This window comes from Paenibacillus naphthalenovorans (assembly GCF_900099895.1).
Lineage (GTDB): Bacteria > Bacillota > Bacilli > Paenibacillales > NBRC-103111 > Paenibacillus_G > Paenibacillus_G naphthalenovorans.
In genome coordinates, this window is sequence record NZ_FNDY01000020.1 from 25760 (window position 1) to 45460 (window position 19701).

The 19701-nt window shown below is 52.0% G+C and carries 16 protein-coding genes; 11 read left to right on the top strand and 5 right to left on the bottom strand.

The genetic code is table 11. From position 1 onward, the window contains the following. The first annotated feature begins 125 nt into the window (after positions 1 to 125). From BLT35_RS27935 to BLT35_RS17445, 4 genes are all read left to right on the top strand, one after another. A complete protein-coding gene (locus BLT35_RS27935; RefSeq protein WP_074729158.1) occupies positions 126 to 413 on the top strand; it encodes a heterocycloanthracin/sonorensin family bacteriocin in 288 nt (95 codons plus the stop codon). Between the two features lie 168 nt (positions 414 to 581). After that, a complete protein-coding gene (locus tag BLT35_RS17435; protein ID WP_074729161.1) occupies positions 582 to 2498 on the top strand; it encodes a putative thiazole-containing bacteriocin maturation protein in 1917 nt (638 codons plus the stop codon). After that, positions 2495 to 4441: a TOMM precursor leader peptide-binding protein gene (locus tag BLT35_RS17440; RefSeq protein WP_074729163.1), complete on the top strand. Its 1947-nt coding sequence runs from the start codon at positions 2495 to 2497 to the stop codon at positions 4439 to 4441. Before BLT35_RS17435 ends, BLT35_RS17440 begins: the two co-directional genes overlap by 4 nt. A gap of 22 nt (positions 4442 to 4463) precedes the next feature. Then, positions 4464 to 6050, top strand: coding sequence for a SagB family peptide dehydrogenase (locus tag BLT35_RS17445; protein WP_074729165.1), 1587 nt, complete (start codon positions 4464 to 4466; stop codon positions 6048 to 6050). Between the two features lie 67 nt (positions 6051 to 6117). Here the strand turns inward: BLT35_RS17445 and BLT35_RS17450 are convergent, their stop codons facing one another. Together BLT35_RS17450 and BLT35_RS17455 are read right to left on the bottom strand one after the other, a co-directional pair. Further along, entirely contained in the window at positions 6118 to 6426 is a 309-nt protein-coding gene (locus BLT35_RS17450; protein WP_139170825.1) for a hypothetical protein, read from the bottom strand. Positions 6427 to 6613: 187 nt separating this feature from the next. Then, a complete protein-coding gene (locus tag BLT35_RS17455) occupies positions 6614 to 8134 on the bottom strand; it encodes an acetamidase/formamidase family protein (protein ID WP_137670406.1) in 1521 nt (506 codons plus the stop codon). A gap of 358 nt (positions 8135 to 8492) precedes the next feature. Between BLT35_RS17455 and BLT35_RS17460 the strand changes: the two genes are divergently transcribed. From BLT35_RS17460 to BLT35_RS17485, 6 genes are all read left to right on the top strand, one after another. Beyond that, entirely contained in the window at positions 8493 to 9911 is a 1419-nt protein-coding gene (locus BLT35_RS17460; protein WP_062409878.1) for a PTS mannitol transporter subunit IIBC, read from the top strand. A gap of 74 nt (positions 9912 to 9985) precedes the next feature. After that, positions 9986 to 12058 (top strand): BglG family transcription antiterminator, encoded by a 2073-nt coding sequence (locus BLT35_RS17465; RefSeq protein ID WP_074729170.1) that lies wholly within the window; start codon positions 9986 to 9988, stop codon positions 12056 to 12058. Next, positions 12058 to 12495, top strand: coding sequence for a PTS mannitol transporter subunit IIA (locus BLT35_RS17470; protein ID WP_062409876.1), 438 nt, complete (start codon positions 12058 to 12060; stop codon positions 12493 to 12495). The genes BLT35_RS17465 and BLT35_RS17470 overlap by 1 nt, the downstream gene beginning before the upstream one ends. Beyond that, positions 12492 to 13649 (top strand): mannitol-1-phosphate 5-dehydrogenase, encoded by a 1158-nt coding sequence (locus BLT35_RS17475; protein WP_054818180.1) that lies wholly within the window; start codon positions 12492 to 12494, stop codon positions 13647 to 13649. The genes BLT35_RS17470 and BLT35_RS17475 overlap by 4 nt, the downstream gene beginning before the upstream one ends. A 12-nt stretch (positions 13650 to 13661) precedes the next feature. Continuing rightward, the gene (gene ptsP, locus BLT35_RS17480; RefSeq protein ID WP_074729172.1) at positions 13662 to 15389 is read left to right on the top strand and encodes a phosphoenolpyruvate--protein phosphotransferase; all 1728 of its coding nucleotides are present in this window, start codon (positions 13662 to 13664) and stop codon (positions 15387 to 15389) included. Further along, positions 15386 to 15649: an HPr family phosphocarrier protein gene (locus BLT35_RS17485; RefSeq protein WP_054818181.1), complete on the top strand. Its 264-nt coding sequence runs from the start codon at positions 15386 to 15388 to the stop codon at positions 15647 to 15649. The genes ptsP and BLT35_RS17485 overlap by 4 nt, the downstream gene beginning before the upstream one ends. Before the next feature lie 75 nt (positions 15650 to 15724). Here BLT35_RS17485 and BLT35_RS17490 read toward each other — a convergent pair whose 3' ends face one another. Then, positions 15725 to 16069: a spore coat protein gene (locus tag BLT35_RS17490; protein ID WP_062409873.1), complete on the bottom strand. Its 345-nt coding sequence runs from the start codon at positions 16067 to 16069 to the stop codon at positions 15725 to 15727. Between the two features lie 15 nt (positions 16070 to 16084). After that, complete coding sequence (locus tag BLT35_RS17495; RefSeq protein ID WP_062409872.1) at positions 16085 to 16375, bottom strand: ferritin-like domain-containing protein; 291 nt, start codon at positions 16373 to 16375, stop codon at positions 16085 to 16087. Positions 16376 to 16539: 164 nt separating this feature from the next. On the opposite strand from BLT35_RS17495, the gene BLT35_RS17500 reads away from it, so the two are divergent. Continuing rightward, positions 16540 to 17946, top strand: coding sequence for an MATE family efflux transporter (locus BLT35_RS17500; RefSeq protein ID WP_074729174.1), 1407 nt, complete (start codon positions 16540 to 16542; stop codon positions 17944 to 17946). Positions 17947 to 17999: 53 nt separating this feature from the next. Here the strand turns inward: BLT35_RS17500 and gdhA are convergent, their stop codons facing one another. Beyond that, positions 18000 to 19376: an NADP-specific glutamate dehydrogenase gene (gene gdhA, locus BLT35_RS17505; RefSeq protein WP_054818182.1), complete on the bottom strand. Its 1377-nt coding sequence runs from the start codon at positions 19374 to 19376 to the stop codon at positions 18000 to 18002. Positions 19377 to 19701 lie beyond the last annotated feature (325 nt).

The following is a 19701-nucleotide window of genomic DNA, read 5'->3' on the forward strand; positions in this document are numbered from 1 at the left end:
ACAAGAGAGGATGATCTAACATAAATTATTTTGTCAAGGGAGATCGGCCTAACTAAGCTTTGATGGATGTCTCCATCAAGGCCGGTGGTTTCCCTCATGAATAGAATTTAGCGGAGGGTGTTAACATGAATGATTTTAAAAAAGATATTCAAAATCTGCAGGTTGCCGAATTCAAGGCGGGCGAGGTAACACCCTGGGACAATCAGGCACAGTACGATAGTGCCCGCTTGTGTGTTGGCTTCGGCGGGTTTTGCGGCGGGTTTGGCCAATGCGGCGGATTTTGTGGCGGGTTTGGCCGATGCGGCGGATTTTGTGGCGGATTTGGCCGATGCGGTGGGTTTTGCGGCGGGTTTCGCTGCGGCGGATTTTGTGGAGGCTGCGCTCGCTGCGGAGGCTGTGCCCGCTGCTTCTAGTTACCTCAAGGAAACTGTCGCCGTTTAAGGAGAAATGGCCCCTGCAGCCGCTGCCCGGCTGGCAGGGGTTTTTCTCGACAAAATCAGGCATGAGGGACAAATAGCCATACATAAGATGAGAGTGAAAGTGACGGCTTTTAAGAGCAGCTTGCGGTAAGGAGGAGTGAAATGACAAAGCTGAATCCTTCTATGCGTCTGAAGGTAAAAGGGGATACCTTTTTTCTCCCCGCCTCGAACGGAAGCGTGTATTTTCGTAATAATTCAGGCTCGTTTCGAATGGAAGGCAGCGCGATTGATCAGTGGATTTCCAAGCTTCTGCCGGCATTAGACGGGCAGTACACCTTGGAGGAGCTGACGGACGGATTGCCGGACGAATACCGTAACCGGGTGGTGGAAATCGCAGAAAAGCTGTACCACAACGGCTTCGTACGCGTTGTAGAAGACCGTCCTCATCAATTACCGGATCCGATTCTGCAAAAGTATGCCTCTCAAATTGAATTTTTGAACAGCTTCGGCGGCTCGGGTGCGTACCGTTTTCAGTGCTACCGCCAGGCCAAAGTGTTGGCGGTAGGCTCGGGCTCATGGTTGGTCTCGTTGGCCGCGTCATTGCTCGAATCCGGGTTGCCCCGATTCCATGTCCTGATAACCGACTCGGTTTCGACCAACCGGCAGCGGTTGACGGAGCTTGCGGCTCACGCCCGCAAAACAGACCCTGAAGCGGCGGTAGAAGAAATTACCCTGCCGAAGGAGGGGGTGAGCTCTTGGCGGGAGGCTGTGCGGCCGTTTGATTCGGTTTTGTATGTATCGCAGGAGGGCGATCTGGAGGAGCTGCGGGCGCTTCATGCGGTTTGCAGAGAGGAGAAAAAAGGATTTCTCTCTGCCATTGGTCTGCAGCAGACAGGTCTGGCCGGTCCGCAGGTGCATCCGGACTCTGAAGCCTGCTGGGAATCGGCTTGGCGCCGCATCCACCGGTCTGCCTTGAACAAAGACCAATCGATTCACTTCCCCTCTCCTACAGCCGGAGCAATGCTTGTGAATGTGATCGTGTTTGAGTGGTTCAAAAAGGTGGCGGGCGTGGATGAACCGGAACGTAATAATAAGTTTTTTCTGCTTGATTTGGAGACATTGGAAGGCAGCTGGCATTCGTTCATCCCCCATCCGCTGGTGACCGGACATGCTGAGGCCCGGAGGATTTACGATCTTGAGCTGCGGTTGGACGAGAGCACGGATGAAGGAAATTCGACCGATTTGCTTACTTATTTCAGCTTGTTAACCTCGGAAGAGTCGGGAATTTTTCATCTTTGGGAGGAAGGGGACTTGAAGCAGCTTCCGCTCGCTCAGTGCCGGATTCAAACCGTTGATCCGCTGTCGGAAGGGCCGGCCGGGCTGCTGCCGGAAAAGATCTTTACGGGTCTGACGCATGAAGAGGCAAGGCGGGAAGCCGGATTGGCGGGAATTGAGGCCTATGTATCACGAATGGCAGGCCTGCTCGTACCCGATGAATTTATCGGCGTCGGAGCGGGGGAAACGATCGTGGAGGGCGTTTGCCGCGGGTTGCACCAATACTTGGCCGAGGAGCTGGGCAAGCGCCAAGGGAATCAGCCGCCTATTGTGGCCCTGGTAAGGCTGAGTGAGGTAGAAGATGAACGCTGCCGGTTTTACTTGCAGGCGTTAACCACAATGCAAGGTGCGCCCACGATCGGCTTGGGAGAGGCAGTGTCCGGTTTCCCCGCGGTTTGGGTCGGTACAGGCGGCCGCTGGTATGGCAGCACAGGCTTGAATGTGACCCTGGCGCTCAGGAAGGCGCTCCAGCGGGCGCTGCTGGATGCCCAACATCCCGAGGCCGGCTCTATCACGAGGGAGTTGGAAGCTTCGCCGGTGCTTCGGGAAGAAGCCGAGCCGCTAAGCCTTACGATCCCGGCGTGCGAACAGAGGGCGCAGCGGGAGACGCTTGAGTCCGCCCTGCAGCTTTTGACACGGAACGGCAAGCAGCTGGTGACCTTTGATCTAGCGGTTGAACCGTTTCTGAAAGAGAAATTGGCAGGCGTGTTCGGCGTGTCGTTACGAGAGGGGGAGTCCCGGTGAGCGGCGCTGTCGTGTTGGTTGTCGGAGAAGGGCTGTTGGCGGATTTCGTGTATTCCCAACTGTCTGCTCAATACGAGATTGTCCGTCAGTCCGATTTCAAAACAGGAGCACCCCAAGCGGCGGATTTGGTCCTGGTGCTGCACGACGGATGGCAGCCTTATGCTCATTACGAAGCGGAAGAGGTGATGCAATCGGCGGGCATCCCTTGGCTGCGCGGCTTCGTTTCCTTTGGTGAGGCCATGGTGGGACCGTTGGTTCGTCCGGGAAAGCCGGGATGCTCCCAATGTGCGGATTCGCGGTATCTGATGGCAGGACGCGACCGCAAGGAGATGTGGGGACTGCGGCAAATGCTGGCCGAGCATGGGGGAGTGCCGCGTGATGCGTGGGCATCCCGTACAGGGCTATTGCAGGCGGCGCACCTGCTTGCGGCGGAGGCGGACAGGGTGCTGCGGGGAGGCCGGGGAGGCCTGGAAGAGAACGTGGTGCTGCTTAATCTGCAAACGCTGAAGAGCTCGCGTCATTTCTTTTTACCCGATCCGCAGTGTGCGGTTTGCGGTCGATTGGCCGACGATACGCCGGAAGCGGCCCGAATACCGTTAAAGCCCAGTCCCAAAATCAACGCCGACAGCTACCGCTGCCGTCCGATCGATGACTTGAAGCCATTTCTGGCCGCGGACTACATTGATTACCGGATCGGTTTGTTGAATGGGAAAATGGTTGATTTCGTATCGCCCTTTGCCGATGTGAGCGTGAATCTGCCGCTGTTTTCGCAGGACGAAGCATGCGGAGGACGAACTCATTCCTATGCGGACAGTGAGCTGACCGGCATTATGGAGGGTTTGGAACGGTACTGCGGTGTGGCGCCTCGCGGCAAACGGACGGTGATCCGCGACAGCTTCCGCCGTCTCGAGGCTCAAGCCCTGGATCCCGTCAAGGTAGGCGTATATGATGTGCAGCAGTATGCGCGGCCCGGATTCCCGTTCAAACCGTTTGATCCGGATCGCCCGATCGATTGGGTATGGGGCTATTCGTTCAGGCAGGAGCGGCCGATCCTGGTTCCCGAGATGCTGGCTTATTACAGCCTGGGGTGCGGGGATAAATTTGTCCATGAAACGTCCAATGGATGCGCATTGGGAGGCAGTCTGGAGGAAGCTGTTTTCTACGGCATCATGGAAGTGGTGGAGCGCGATTCGTTCCTGTTGACCTGGTATGCACAGCTGCCTATTCCACAGCTTGATCTTTCTTCCGCCGGCGACCGGGAATTGCAATTGATGATCGGACGTCTGCGGGCGGTGGCGGGTTATGATGTGGCTGTATTTAACGCTACGATGGAGAATGGAATTCCAAGCGTGTGGGCGCTCGCGAAAAACAGGAAACCCAACGGAGTCAATCTGATCTGCGCGGCCGGGGCTCATCCGGACCCGATCCGCGCGGTGAAAGGCGCGATTCACGAGCTCTCGGGCATGATGATGACGCTGGACGAGAAATTTGAAGCGAACCGGCAGGAAATTGAGCAAATGCTCCACGATCCGTTTCGGGTACGCCACATGGAGGACCATTCCATGCTGTACAGCTTACCCCAAGCGGAAGAACGTTTGCGGTTTTTACTGGATGAGAATCGTCCGCTGCGGACCTTTGACGAGGAGTTTAAGCCGAAGGCGGGATCTGCGGATTTGACCGATGATTTGAAGGACATTCTTCAGGTGTTTCACGGCTTGAATCTTGATGTGATCGTGGTGGATCAGACTGCACCGGAGTTAAGGCGAAACGGATTGTACTGTGTGAAAGTATTGATTCCAGGGATGCTCCCTATGACGTTCGGTCATCATCTTACCCGTTTGACGGGACTGGAACGGGTATTCACCGTACCGGTGGAGCTGGGATATGCCAAGCAGCCGCTAAAGCCGGAACAGCTCAATCCGCATCCGCATCCGTTTCCATAATCCGTGAAGAGGAGTGAGGAGGATGAACCTGGATGCTTTTATACACCATCTGCATTATGACACGGATAGGGCGAGGCCTCCGGACTGGGAGACGGATTGGGAGGATGCGCCGCTTTCCTATAAGCTTTACCGCGGTTTGCCGGAGGTGCCCTTATCTCCGGAAGTGCCGCTGACGCTCGAAGGACGGCAAAAGCCAGGAAAGACAGGTCTTCGCGAAATCGGCCATTTTCTTTGGTATGCATTCGGGCTCACACAAGTGTGCCAGTCCATTCTGCCTTTCGATTCCGAGCATCAGGCGGTAAGCTCCATGCTGTTTAAGCGCCGGTTTATTCCCTCCGGCGGCGGGTTATATCCCAACGAATTATACATATATCTGAAGCTGGAAGACTTGCCTGCCGGGGTATATCACTACGATGCGGCACATCACCGTTTGGTGCTCCTGCGCGAAGGCCATTTCGATTCTTATCTGGCCAGGGCTCTGGGCAGCCGTTGTGACGTGTCGGCTTGTTTCGGTATGGTATTTGTTTCAACCCTGTTTTGGAAAAACTTCTTTAAATACCATAACTTTGGCTACAGGCTGCAGGGTCTGGATGCCGGCGTGCTGATCGGACAACTGCTGGAGGTGGCTAAACGGTTCGGTGTTTCCTCGGGGGTGTATTTCCAGTTTCTTGATCGGGCGGTGAACCATCTGCTCGGGCTATCCGAATGGGAGGAAAGTGTGTATGCGGTGATTCCTCTGTCGTCCGATCCTGACATCGCATGGTTTGCAAACCGCGGGGACGGAGACGCGATGGTTTCGGCGGCCGAACTGTGCCGGGAGCTGCCGGCAGTTTGGCATCGGCACTATGTCCGGTCACAGAGGATCAGGGGTTATCCGATGCTGGTCCGGATGAACGAAGCGTCCTTGATGGAGTCGCCCCGGTCGTTTCGGCGGATCGGAAAAGAGTGGACAGCTGACGATGCAGGTGAGGGCCCGACGGTAAAATTATCCCCTGTCCGGCGGCTTTCGTATGATCTGGCAGCGGTCTGCAAAAAGCGCTATTCGCCGGAAATGGATTTTGTGACGGGACGGGTAAGCGAGCCGAATTTGGCCGCGCTGCTGCGGGAGGCGGCGGAATCTTACGGATATCGCAATGATTTGGATGGAAACTGTGAGGACCCCGCGCCTCGCGTCATCCTGTATTGTTGTTTATACGGCGTTGAGGGCATCCCGGACGGCGCTTACCGCTATGACAGTGTTCGTCATGTGCTCAGTCAGGTTCGTCCCGGGGACCATCGGCTTTGGCTGCAGCAGGGGATGTCCCTGGACAATGTGAACCTGTACCAAGTCCCGTTATGCCTGCATGTGGCGGGAGACAAGGACCATCTTCATTCGGCACTGGGGTACCGGGGGTATCGTGTCCAACAGATGGAAGCGGGGATGCTCGTTCAGCGCCTGCTGCTCGCGGCGTTCGCCTTGGGGATGGGCGGGCATCCGCTTCTCGGATATGATGTAAGCTTGTGTGACGAGGTCTACCATATGGCTCGGCAAGGACGAACGAGCCTGATTCAAGTTCCGGTCGGCCCTTATCGTGATCGCCCCCGATTATCGGGCGGATTGCATGGTTGAGAGAGGCGGAAAAACATAAATTACAGCCCGAATGCACACGGCATTCGGGCTGTCCTTCTGTACGTGATTAATAATGAACCGGATAAGAGCAAGGATGATGTTGATGTTGGTGGTGATGCGTCCAAGGATGGTGATAGAACCAGGGATCGTAGTGACCGTGGTGTTGCCACGGACTGTACCAGCCAGGATGGAAGCCGTCAAAATAGCCATGATGAACATGAGCATGATGATAGTGGTGGTCGCGATAAGGGTAACCGTACTGATAGTAGTCATAATAAGGGGCATAAGCTTGCGCATCAATTTGAGCCTGCTGCGCAGGATAATCGAATTCGGCTGCATCTGCCGGTTGTATTACGGATGGGTTTTCCTGAGTCATCTTTGTTCCTCCTTTGTTAACTTACTCTACAATATGCAGAAACGAAAAAAAGGGCACTTGTCTATATCCATTGGCTTGAAAAATTTTATTTTGAACAGCACAACAAAACAGACCTTCCGAAACGGAGGGTCTGTTTGTTATGTAGCCGCCGTGCCGGCCTTTCAACGTGTCGGCACGCAGGGATGGTTTATTTACTGCTCAGCGCAACGGCTGCATGTAGTTCTTTGCCCGATGTTGTCCAATTGACGTAAGCCCCGAGAATGTCCCGGACCGTTTTCACGGGAATCATCGTTTTCTCATTGATGATGTGCGGTATTCCTTCATTATATATCTCTTTGCCGTCAACATGATATAGGTTGGAATCGTTCTTCACAGTTATGCTTTTACCCTGCAAAGTGACGACGGCCGATCTTGTCGCGCTGTCCCACGCTACCGTTCCGCCTAATTCTTCGACAATGTCGCGAAGAGGGACATAGAACTTATCGTTGTTAATTACAGTAGGGGAGATGTGTTTCCCGTTGACATTCACATGGATGCTTAGAGACTCCAGAAAATCAGTCTTACGAATGAGACCGTGTATTCCCTTGGTCCGGTCCACAACCTGAGATACTTCATAATCTGTGGCGGCGCTGAGATAAGCGTAAGCCACTTCGCGGCTCATGCCCAGCTTTTCCGACAGGAAGGCAATCGATTCGCGAACCGCTTCTTTCATGGCTTCATCCAGATCGGGATCGAGTCCGATCGGAATCCAGTAATCATCCGTTTCGGCAAAAGGCTGGGTGAATTCGCCGTTGCGGGGAATGGACGGATCTCCCTTTTTAAGTACGGTTAAACGCAAGGTTCCACGCAGGGAAGCTTCTAAAGCGGTTAAAGCGACTTCGCCGTCCCCTTGTGCAAAGTGAGGATCGCCGGTATAGAAAAGGGCGCCGTTGACTTTAACAGGCAGATAAAGCGTCGAGCCTACACCTAATTCATTAATATCGATGTTGCCCCCCGTTTCGGATGGAGGCACCGAATTTATTTTTTCACTCGAGTCAGGGGCCACACCCATGATACCCAGAAACGGGTTGATCGGAAACCGGACTTTTTGATTGTTTTCCGTAGGCAGAACACCGTACCATCTGCCATGGATCTCTTCAATAGGGGTGAAGATCGATACGTTATTATACCGTTCCGGATGTTCAGCGCCGGCCCCTTCTTGTCGCCCTTTATTTTCGGGGAATTCGCCAGGTAATGCTCCTTTGTAGTGACGATTGGAAATAACGCCATAGGGGACTCTTGTCTGCAATGAAAGAACTTCTACTTTTAATACATCTCCAGGCTCCGCCCCTTCGACTGCAACAGGTCCTGTAACGATGTGAGGACCGTCTTTATCGAAATCATGCTCGATGGAGGAGGCGGCAATCGCCTTGGCATCATCCAACACCTGATCCGCAGGAATACCGTGAGCTCCAAAGTATTGAACTGGATTTCGTCCCTGGTCCTCGATAATGCCCTCATGAGAGACGGTATCGAATGTCACCGTACTTCCGGAAGGAACGGTGAGTACCGGTTTGCTGTCGCGATTAGGCAAATGCCCCCAACGAATATTTTCTACGGTTGACGGAACATAATATTCCCCTTCCACCTTCTCTAAAGTAGTAGGTTGAAGAGGCATGGCGCTTGCACTGGAAATACCGAAAGATGGTAAGGTTAGTATTGCTGTCATAAATAATAGGAATCCTGTCCGCGAAATCTTACTTTTTTGATCTTTCATCCCAATTTCACTCCCAATTATGTTATTTTATCTAACACATATGAGAGGATTATATAAGATAACTGATTTTTTGACAATATATTTAATTAAAATGTTATAAAACATTACATAAAAATGGGGCGGTATAACTGGAACAGAATCGTTTTCCAAGCGGCGATGTATAAATCTTCTTAAATGTTGTCAACAGTAATCATGACGAAATGAACTTTTCCTTTGGTTGAAACCATCAGTCATCCTGATTTACGATGAAACCATAAACCTTTGTCTGAATAGCGGCAAAGGCAAGTTACAATCAAAGGGGGCTTTTCTAGTGAATACAGCTGCGGCGCAGCAGTCATCGTCCGGCGGGGTTCGGGTAGCTGTACAACGTTTCGGCCGATTCCTGAGCGGCATGGTCATGCCGAATATGGGCGCTTTCATAGCATGGGGTTTGATTACGGCTTTATTTATTCCGACAGGATGGTTTCCTAACGAGTACCTGGCCAAGCTGGTAAATCCTATGATCACTTACCTGCTTCCCATTCTTATCGGGTATACCGGGGGACAGATCATTCACGGTTCCCGCGGCGGGGTCATCGGCGCTGTGGTAACGATGGGAGTCGTAGTAGGTGCGACCATTCCCATGTTTTTGGGGGCTATGATCGTCGGACCGGCTTCGGCGTGGGTTTTGAAGCAGTTTGACAAAGCGGTCGACGGCAAAATCCGTTCCGGTTTTGAAATGCTCGTCAATAACTTTTCAGCCGGGATTATCGGGGGCGCGTTAGCTCTGGTAGCGTATACGGGCGTAGGCCCGGTCGTTCAAGTGATCAGCAATACCTTGGCGGCAGGGGTCCAATTCCTGATCAATGCCGGGTTGCTTCCGCTGGCTAATATCCTGATTGAGCCGGGTAAAGTTCTTTTCCTGAATAACGCGATCAATCATGGCGTCTTGGGTCCGATTGCTTTGGATCAATCGGCCAAAACAGGGCAATCGATCATTTTCATGCTGGAATCGAATCCGGGACCGGGGCTCGGTATTCTGCTCGCTTACTGGCTGGTAGGGCGCGGTACGGCGAAGCAATCCGCACCCGGTGCAGCGGTTATCCATTTCTTTGGCGGAATCCATGAGATTTATTTCCCTTATATTCTGATGAATCCGCGCCTGATTTTGGCTGCGATTACAGGCGGTGTAGTCGGAACGTTCACATTCTCCTTATTTCAAGCCGGACTGGTGGCTACGCCATCGCCGGGGAGTATTTTCGCTTACATCGCGATGGCGCCCAGAGGCGGGCTGTTCCCGGTATTGGCGGGTGTCCTGACGGCAACCGTCGCTTCATTCCTGGTTGCGTCGCTTCTGCTCAAAATGAGCCGTAAGGCAGAGCAGGAAGGCGATTTGGAGCAGGCTGCCGAGAAGATGAAGCAAATGAAAAACGCGGGTAAGGCCGAAGCAGTGGCGGTGGCAGAGAACAAGAAATCCGAAGTGAACAAAATCGTATTTTCTTGTGATGCCGGGATGGGCTCCAGCGCGATGGGGGCATCCATTTTAAGGAAGAAAATGAAAGAAGCGGGCGTTGAAGTGACGGTCATTAATACCGCAATCAGCGAGATTCCGCAGGACGCGGATATCGTGATTACACATAAAACGCTGACCGATCGCGCGAAGGTGCAAGCGCCGAACGCCGAGCACATTTCGATCGACAACTTCCTGAAGAGCCCGGAATACGAAGAGCTCGTCAAGCGGTTAAGCTAATTCAATTGCAGTATATTTAACGCTGGCATTCTGCCGGCGTTATCTCCATTTTGTAAAAGAGGAGATTGTCCGTTATGAACATTTCCAACCGACAACGACAAATCCTGGAGCTGCTGCTGAACCGCAAGGATGAGATCACGGCAGGAGAAATTGCCGCTGAAATCAAAGTCAGCACGAGAACGGTTCACAGAGAGCTGTCGGAGTTGGAGGAAATTCTGGCGGCCTATGACGTCTCACTGCACAAAAAATCCGGCATCGGCATCCAAATTCAAGCTGAACCGGAACAGCTGGAGAAGTTCAAACGGAGTCTCTCCCACATGGGTACAGTGGAATTCTCGGCGGAGGAACGAAAAGCATTGATGCTTTGCCTGCTTTTGGAAGCCGAAGAACCGGTGAAGCTGTTTGCTCTGGCGCATGATTTGCATGTTACCGTACCGACGGTCAGCAGTGATCTGGACGACCTGGAGGATTGGATTCAGAAAAGCGGTCTTACCTTGGTGCGGCGAAGAGGGTATGGCGTGCTTCTCGGCGGATCTGAAGCGAATAAACGCGAAGCCATATGCCGGCTGGCCCGCAAGCATCTGGATGATTCCGATTTGTTCGGAAAAATCGCAAGCGGACCGCTTCATCCGCTTACCGGACGGCTGCTTGCGATGATAGGTAAAGAGCATTGGATGGATGTGGAGCAAGCGCTATGGCAGATGGAGGACCGGTGGCCCTTGGAGCTGTCGGAGGCGGCCTATACCGATCTCTTGATCCGGTTGTCCGTGGCGCTTACGCGAATCAGGCAGGGCAAGACGATCGAGCCGGACCGAAGAGGAGTCCCGGATACCGGCGAAACCGTCCGTGAGGGTGCGGTCAGGGATCAAATGGTGCGTCATTTATCCGAAACACTGCATCTTTCCTTGCCTCCGGAGGAAGCCGATTATATAGCCGGGCTATTCGATGAAAATGGGGAGGCCCGCACCAACAGCCTGCTGCCTCAAGATGATCTGAGCTTGCTGGAGACCGTTCAAAAGCTTATACGCCGCGTAGAGGATCAGACCGGTGTTCCGTTGAGTGAAGACCGTTCCTTGAGGGACGGTCTAATCAAGCACATTGAGCCTGCATTGCAGAGGATCAGGGAAGGCGTGCAGATCCGCAATCCGCTGCTTGCCCAAATCAAAAAAGATTATGAGCATCTGTTTGGATATGTCAGGCAAGCGGTAGACGAAATTATTACCGGATTTGCAGTGCCGGATGAGGAAATCGGATTTCTGGTCATGCATTTCGGGGCGTCTTTGGAACGTCTGAAGCAGTTTTCCCGGAATGTAAGGGCCATCGTGGTGTGTACCAGCGGCATCGGATCCTCAAAGCTGCTGGCTATCCGTCTGGAGAAGGAGCTTCCCCAAATTGACATCGTCGACAATGTATCCTGGTACGAAGCGGCCAGATTTCCCGCAGAGGCTTACGATTTGATCATATCCACCGTGGATCTTCCGCTGGAACCGGATCAATACTTCAAGCTGAGCCCTCTGCTGACCAAAGAAGAGACGGAGAAACTGCGGCAATATGTTCAAAATATCACCTTAAAACGGGCTCCGGCCGACCTTCCCGAACCCTTACAGGGAACCCCGGCTTTGGACCGTTTAAGATCGTTAAAAGCTTATTTAAACGAAACGGTCTGCCTGATGGATCATTTTGAAGTATATCGCTTGTCCAATAGCCCGGATTTGCGGCAAACGTTACGGCAGGCTTGCGAAGAGGTCCGCAAGGACGGGGCGTTGGCGAGGCCCGAACCGGTCGTCGAGCAGCTGCTTGAGAGGGAACGATACGGGAGTCAAATCATCCCGGATACCGGACTTGCTTTATTTCATACCAGAAGCGAGCATATCACAAGGCCGCTGCTGTCTTTGTTCAGGTTAAGCAATGCTCTGACCCTGGATCCCGAGCATCCCGCGCAGGTTCGCGAGCTTTTACTGATGCTAGGGCCGCGGGAGCTTTCCAAAGAAGGTCTGGAAGTCCTGAGCGAGATTAGCGCCATGCTGCTTCTGCCGGATATGATTCGGATGCTGGAGAACGGGACGACAGAGCAAATCAGGCAGTTTATATCGAATGAGCTCGCAGGCTTTTTTGAAAATAAAATGGAAATGGAGAGGGTTATCTAGTGAGTATTTTATCGAAGGACAAAGTCAAGCTGAATGCCAAAGTACAGGACAAATATGAAGCGATTCGCATGGCCGGACAGCTGCTCGTCGATGCGGGCCACGCTTCCGTCGAATATATCGATAAAATGATTGAGCGAGAACAAACCTTGTCCACTTATATGGGCGGGGGCTTGGCTATTCCTCACGGCACCAAGGATTCCAAGGAGCTGATCCGCTCCACGGGGCTGTCGATTGTCCAAATTCCCGAGGGCGTCGATTTCGGAGATGGAGAAAAAGCGCATCTGGTCGTGGGCATTGCCGCGGCAGGGGATGATCATCTGGACATTTTGACGAATGTGGCGATGATATGTTCCGATGACGATAACCTGGAGCGTATCCTTAAAGCATCTACGGCGGAAGAAATGATCGCGATCTTCGAAAGCGGGATGGAAGCATGAGGGCGGTCCATTTCGGAGCGGGAAACATTGGCAGAGGGTTTATCGGACTGCTGCTGTCGAGATCGGGATATGAGGTTTGCTTTGTCGACGTGAACGACACGCTCGTTTCCTTGCTTCAGCAAAGAGGCGAATATACGGTAACCTTGGCGAACGAAGCCCAAGAGGCGGCGGTCGTGAGGGGCGTTACGGCAATCAACGGAAAAGATCTGGAAAGGGTAGCCGAGGCGGTTGCGAATGCGGACCTGGTCACAACGGCTGTCGGAGTTACGATTCTCAAGCACATTGCCGAAGGAATTGCCAAAGGCATTGAACAGCGCCTTTCGCGCTCCAACGCCCCTCTGCATATTATTGCCTGTGAAAATGCGATCGGCGGAAGCACGCAGTTAAAGGAGCATGTGTATTCCCATTTGAGCGGAGAGATGCGCAGCAAAGCGGATCAATATACAGCTTTTCCGGATGCCGCGGTAGACCGGATCGTACCGATCCAGCATCATGAGGATCCGCTTCACGTAACGGTGGAGCCGTTTTATGAGTGGGTGGTTGACCGTTCTGGGATGATCGAGGGGTTTACCGAAATCCAGGGCGTTCATTATGTGGACGAATTGACGCCTTATATTGAACGCAAACTTTTTACCGTCAATACGGGGCACTGCTGCGCTGCCTATCTCGGATACCTGCAAGGCTTCCAGACGATTCAGGAAGCGATGGCGGACCAGGGTATTACAGCGCAGGTTCGGCAGGTATTGGAGGAAACCGGCGAACTGCTGGTGAAGAAGTACGCTTTTGATCCGCAGGAACATAAGAACTATATTCATAAAATTCTGGACCGTTTCCGTAATCCTTATTTGACGGATGAGGTCATACGGGTAGGGCGTTCGCCTATCCGCAAGCTGTCTCCGAACGACCGGCTGGTTCGTCCGGCCCTTCAGGCGTTTGAGCTGGGAATGACGCCGAATCATCTGGCACGGGCTATGGCTGCCGCCCTGCTGTTCGATCATACGGAAGATCCGGAAGCCGTGGAACTGCAGTCAACCATTCAAGCTATGGGACTGGGCCGGGCGGTGACTCATTATACAGGCATCCCGGAGAATCATCCGGTGCATGGGCTGATTTTGGAGCATGTTCATCAATTAAAGCAGCAGGTTCATTCGTAAGGGAGGTACATCATGTCGAATCAGTTAACGGGTATCGCCGCTTCTCCCGGCTTGGCCATTGCCAAAGTCTACCGGCTGAACAACTCGGCTCATATCCCCGTTCGCAGTACCGTGACGGATCCGAAGCAGGAGGTTCAGCGCTTCCGGCAAGCCGTCGAGCAGGCGAAGCAGGAGCTGGAATCCATTCGGGAGCTGACCGAAGCGAAGCTCGGCGCCCAGAAAGCCGAAATATTCGAATCGCATTTGCTTTCGCTTGAGGATCCGGATTTCATAGATGTCATTATGGATAACATCGAGCAGGAAGGAATCAACGCGGAATACGCGCTTTATGAAGTTTCACAAGCATTTATCAATACATTGATGGCCATGGATAACGAGCTCTTAAGGGAGCGGGCGGCAGATGTGCGCGACGTATCCGGCCGCTTGATGAGCGGATTGCGCGGAGAGAAATATACTACCGTTTCAGATATTGCGGAGGAGTCCATCATAATAGCCGAGGATCTTTCGCCGTCGGATACGGCGCAGCTTAACCTGGATGTCGTGCGGGGCTTTATTACGGAAATCGGCAGCCGGACATCCCATTCCGCGATCATGGCCCGTTCTCTGGGCATCCCGGCGATTGTCGGCGTCGGCGCCGCCGCAGGAGACATTCCGGCGGGGGTTACCGTCATTATGGATGCCTCGGAAGGACGTATTGTGGTCGATCCGACTGAAGAGGAACTGAATGCTTACCGTGCGAAGAAAAAACAGTTTGACCGCCGTCAGGCCGAACTGAGCAAGCTGAAGGATCAACCCACGGTCTCCAAAGACGGCCGTCAGGTCGAGCTCGCCGCCAATATCGGCAGCGTTGAAGACGTGCAGAAGGCGATTGACAACGGCGCGGAAGCCATCGGACTGTTCCGAACGGAATTTTTATATATGGGACGGAGCTCTTTTCCGACCGAAGAGGAGCAATTCAAGGTTTACAAGTATGTGCTCGAAAAAATGGAGGGAAAGCCTGTCGTGATCCGGACGCTGGATATCGGGGGCGACAAGGAGCTCCCGTACCTGGAGCTTCCGAAGGAGAGCAATCCTTTCCTGGGCCTGCGTGCCGTCCGCCTTTGCCTCGACCGGCAGGACCTATTCCGTACGCAGCTTCGCGCGCTTCTGCGGGCAAGCCGTTACGGCCAGCTGAAGATTATGTTCCCGATGATCGCCGTTCTCGAGGAGCTGCTGGAGGCCAAGCGTCTGCTCCAGGAGGAAAAGGACAAGCTTATTCAAGAAGGCGAGACGGTAGCCGATCGCATTGAAGTAGGCATGATGATTGAGGTGCCTGCAGCGGCGCTTGCGGCGGACAGCTTTGCCGCAGAGGTCGATTTTTTCAGCATCGGGACCAACGATCTGATTCAATATACCATGGCTGCAGACCGGATGAACGAAACGGTATCGTACCTGTATCAGCCGCTGCATCCTTCCATTCTCCGACTCATTCAAATGGTCATTCGGGCGGCCGAGCGGGAAGGCAAATGGGTCGGCATGTGCGGGGAGATGGCCGGCGATGCCACGGCGATTCCTCTGCTGCTGGGACTGGGGCTGCATGAGTTCAGCATGAGCGCCGGTTCGATCCTGCCCGCCAGGGCGCTGATCCGCGAGCTTTCTCAAGAGGAATGGGCCGTTCACGCCGGGCGTGCGCTTGCGATGAGAAGCCAGAATGAAATCAAAGAGGTTGTTCAAATGCTGACAAGGAGTGATTCCAAGTGAAATCCCAAACCTTTACTGTGCTTAATCCTTCCGGATTTCATGCACGGCCTACGAAAATATTCGTTCAGACCGCCGGTGCGTTCCCATGCAAAGTGAATGTGATCAAAAACGGAAAAAAAGTAAACGGAAAAAGCTCGTTGAGCATGCTTACGCTGGGGATTGCCCAAAATGACGAGGTAACGCTGGAAACAGACGGAGAACAAGAAGAGCAGGCGCTTAAAGAATTAGGAGAGCTGCTGGTCAAGATTTACGAAGAATAGATGGCATAAAACAGGACACCTGCTTTTGTGAGCGGGTGTCCTTGTTTTATGTCCATGATATTAAGAGGACGGCGCTTAATAAGGGAATTGCGAGGAATAGCCGCTGAATTGCTGATGCGCTTGTTGCAGCTTTTGCTGCTCTTCAGCCTCCAGCTTATACCAGCCGTTCTGGAACATCAAGTTATACAGCTCTCTCGCGCTCTGGTGCGTTTCGGTCAAGATCTGGAGCATGTCGTCATGGAGCTGCTGATGGCTGGCTTCACGGACAGCGACATTGAAGCCGTCCGTCAAGTATTTACACGTACTGAGGCCGTCGTTCAAAAAGTCGCGGTCATTCATCTGCGGTCCTTTGATATTCGGCAGTTGGCCTGACTGCGGATTGGCGATCTCATTAGGATTTGGGGCTTGCTGCGTTGGCATGGATCCAACCTCCTTTTACTGTGACGTTTGCTGCGGACGAGGCAGATTCGCCATTACGGCGTTATTATTCACCTGCAGGTGAGTCAGCAGCTTTTGGTAATGACGTTGATGCATTTGTCCGGCTTTGTCGAACGCTTGTTTCAATTGCGGATTGATCGTTTGTTGGGCGAAAAAATGAAACTTCTTAAATGCGTTCAGTTCCCAGGACAGCGCATCCTTGAGGTAAAGCAAATCTTTGGTCGTAATCACACGGGGAGGAACGGGTATCGGCACTTGAGCCGGAGGATTCATGGTCGTCGTCGTCATCAAAGTACTCCTTTCCTGATTACGAAGTTTTCACTATATATAATGAACATTCAAAGGCGGATTATGCTCTGGATTAATTTTTGATGAATGAAAATGAATGAAAACTGTGCTAAGATAATAATTCATTGAATGACTACAGGTTCCATAACCAGAAAGGTGACCTCATGAGCTCTATAACATCCGGGAGGACGGCAAAGGCTGCCAGTACCAAAGATTTCAATCTTTTTTTATTAACCTGGCCGATTTTTTTGGAATTGTTTCTTTTTATGCTGATGGGGGCTGTCGATACCTTTATGTTAAGCGCGGTTTCGGACGATGCGGTCTCTGGTGTAGGCGTGGCGCATCAGGTGATTTTTATCGCTATTTTAGTCCTTGAGGTGATTGGGAACGGTGCGGCGATTGTCGTCGCTCAATACATAGGCTCCAGAAAACCAGCCGACGCGGCCCGAATTTCAGCGACAGCCGTCACCCTGAACTTAATGATCGGCTTGACGCTGAGCGCAAGCTTTGTTCTCTTTGGAAACCGGCTGCTGCAAGCAGTGAATTTGCAAGGGGATATTTTGCGCTACGCTCAGATCTATATCGTCATTGTAGGCGGCGGCTTATTTCTTCAGGCAATGATCAACACGTTATCCAGCATAATTCGAACGTACGGGTATACCAAGCAGTCGATGTTTGTTTCGTTGGGGATGAACGTCATTCATGTAGCGGGTAACTATCTGTTGATTTTCGGTCATTGGGGTTTCCCGGAAATGGGCGTCGCAGGAGCGGCTTTATCCACGATCCTCAGCCGCGGGATAGCCGTTATCGTCTTTTTTTGGCTGCTGTACCGCATCATGGAGATCAGGGTGAAAGTAAGAGATTATGTTGTCCTTTCCAAAGTTTATGTAGGTAAAATACTGAAAATCGGAATTCCATCGGCCTTTGAACAACTGACATATCATGCCTGCCAGACGGTCTTTCTATACTATGTTACCTTCTTGGGGGCTGCGGCGCTGGCTTCCAGACAATATGCAATGAACATTTCGATGTTTATCTTTTTGTTTAGTGCAGCCATCGGGATGGGGACGGCGATCATCACCGGCCGTCTGGTGGGTGCGGGACGGAAGGATGAAGCTTATTACAGGGTATGGCAAAGCTTGAAATGGGGCCTGTTCCTTACCGTTCTGGTCGATATCGTCGTGATCCTGTTCCGTGACCCTCTGATCGGCATATTTACGCAGGATCCCGTTATCCTTGGCTTGACTTCACAGGTCATTGTTCTAAGCCTATTGCTCGAAACCGGGCGTACGTTTAACCTTGTGCTGATCAATTCACTGCGAGCAGCCGGGGATGCGAAATTTCCCGTGTATATGGGTCTGATCTCGATGGCAGGAATGAGCTTGCCCTTAGGTTATCTCCTTGTATTCCATTTGAATCTCGGATTAGCCGGGGTTTGGCTGGCGATTGCTGCGGATGAATGGACGCGGGGAATCATTATGTTCTTCCGTTGGCGAAGCAGGACATGGGAAAAGCTGGCGCTGGTCGATTCTTCGGGAAATCCGGTGTCGGCGGCTGCCGGCACATCATAAATAAACGATTAAGAAGGGCTGACCAGCCGGTCAGCCCTTTAAACGTATCTGTATTAAATGATTCCTTGTGCCAGCATGGCATCGGCAACTTTGGTAAATCCGGCGATATTCGCCCCAACCAGGAGGTTTCCGGGCTGGCCGTATTCTTCAGCGGCTTGGACGCTGCTTCTGTAGATGTTTTTCATAATAGCATGAAGCTTGTCATCGACTTCGTGGAAGCTCCAGGAATATCTCATGCTGTTTTGAGCCATTTCCAATGCGGATACGGCTACGCCGCCGGCATTAGCAGCTTTCGCCGGTCCAAACAGGACTTTGTTGGCCAAGAATACATCGATAGCTTCCAATGTGGACGGCATATTCGCGCCTTCGCCTACAGCCTTCACCCCATTGGCAACCAGAAGCTTAGCGGAGGCTTCGCTAATTTCATTCTGCGTAGCGCATGGCAGAGCAATGTCACACGGGATCGTCCAAATGCCTTCGCAGCCTTCATGGTATTCGGCGTTAGGATGTTCCTTGACGTATTCGCTGATGCGTTTTCTCTCGACTTCTTTTATCTGTTTTACCGTTTCGAATTTAATGCCGTCCGGATCATAAACATATCCGTTGGAATCGCTGCAAGCGAGCACTTTGGCGCCCAATTGGGTCGCTTTTTGAATCGCATACAGGGAGACGTTGCCGGATCCGGAAATGACGACCGTGCTGTCTTCAAAGCTTAACCCAATGGACTTCAACATTTCTTCTACGAAGTAGACCGTACCGTAACCGGTAGCTTCTGTACGCGTCAAGCTGCCGCCGTAACCGATTCCTTTGCCCGTCAGCACACCGGCTTCATTGCCTCCGCGGATTCTTCTGTATTGACCGAACATATAACCGATTTCTCTAGCGCCTACGCCAATGTCGCCGGCCGGCACGTCCGTATCCGGACCGATGTATTTAAACAGCTCCGTCATGAAGCTCTGGGTAAATCTCATGATCTCTCCGTCGGATTTCCCTTTGGGATCGAAGTCGGATCCGCCCTTGCCTCCGCCGATCGGCTGCCCTGTCAAGGAGTTCTTGAAAATTTGCTCGAATCCTAAAAATTTAATGATGCTGGCATTGACGGAAGGATGAAATCTTAATCCGCCTTTATAAGGGCCGAGAACGCTGTTGAATTGAACCCGGAATCCGCGGTTAACCTGCACTTTTCCTTGATCGTCCACCCAAGGCACTCTGAACGTGATCATTCTTTCGGGCTCGACAATTCTTTCCAGAATACCGGCCTGCATGTATTTGGGATGTTTTGCAAAAACAGGGACAAGCGAAAATAAAATTTCCTTAATCGCCTGATGAAATTCGCTTTCATGAGGATTGCGCTTGATTACGGTATCATAAACTTCATTGACATATGTTCTTGCTGCTAATTCATTATGCTGTGCTGTTTCTAACGCCATGCTTTAACCTCCGTTATTTATTGTCTTCAGGTCAAATGATCCTTTCCCATTCAAATTATTTTTACATATTTATATTAAGAAAACAATAGCTTTTGTACAAAAAATAAGAGGTTGATTTGCATGCAAGTTATATAACATATAATTAACATAATACGTTATAAGCATCTTTTATTTATGGATATATTTTACAACCACATCTATTTGCATGACAAAATTATTTTATGTAGGCTCACTAAATAATGAGGCTATTCTTACGGACTGGTTCACAGTCAATTTCAAAATGAGCCGGTCTCTTGATCATCGAATCGCCTTCAAGAGAACTCTG

Excerpts from the sequence above, each read along its gene's own strand:
- BLT35_RS17450 (WP_139170825.1), bottom strand. The coding sequence starts at position 6,426 with ATGACTCAGGAAAACCCATCCGTAATACAACCGGCAGATGCAGCCGAA.
- BLT35_RS17490 (WP_062409873.1), bottom strand. The coding sequence starts at position 16,069 with ATGCCAACGCAGCAAGCCCCAAATCCTAATGAGATCGCCAATCCGCAG.
- BLT35_RS17475 (WP_054818180.1), top strand. The coding sequence starts at position 12,492 with ATGAGGGCGGTCCATTTCGGAGCGGGAAACATTGGCAGAGGGTTTATC.
- gdhA (WP_054818182.1), bottom strand. The coding sequence starts at position 19,376 with ATGGCGTTAGAAACAGCACAGCATAATGAATTAGCAGCAAGAACATAT.
- BLT35_RS17465 (WP_074729170.1), top strand. The coding sequence starts at position 9,986 with ATGAACATTTCCAACCGACAACGACAAATCCTGGAGCTGCTGCTGAAC.
- BLT35_RS17435 (WP_074729161.1), top strand. The coding sequence starts at position 582 with ATGACAAAGCTGAATCCTTCTATGCGTCTGAAGGTAAAAGGGGATACC.
- BLT35_RS17455 (WP_137670406.1), bottom strand. The coding sequence starts at position 8,134 with ATGACAGCAATACTAACCTTACCATCTTTCGGTATTTCCAGTGCAAGC.
- BLT35_RS17445 (WP_074729165.1), top strand. The coding sequence starts at position 4,464 with ATGAACCTGGATGCTTTTATACACCATCTGCATTATGACACGGATAGG.
- BLT35_RS27935 (WP_074729158.1), top strand. The coding sequence starts at position 126 with ATGAATGATTTTAAAAAAGATATTCAAAATCTGCAGGTTGCCGAATTC.
- BLT35_RS17500 (WP_074729174.1), top strand. The coding sequence starts at position 16,540 with ATGAGCTCTATAACATCCGGGAGGACGGCAAAGGCTGCCAGTACCAAA.
- ptsP (WP_074729172.1), top strand. The coding sequence starts at position 13,662 with ATGTCGAATCAGTTAACGGGTATCGCCGCTTCTCCCGGCTTGGCCATT.
- BLT35_RS17495 (WP_062409872.1), bottom strand. The coding sequence starts at position 16,375 with ATGACGACGACGACCATGAATCCTCCGGCTCAAGTGCCGATACCCGTT.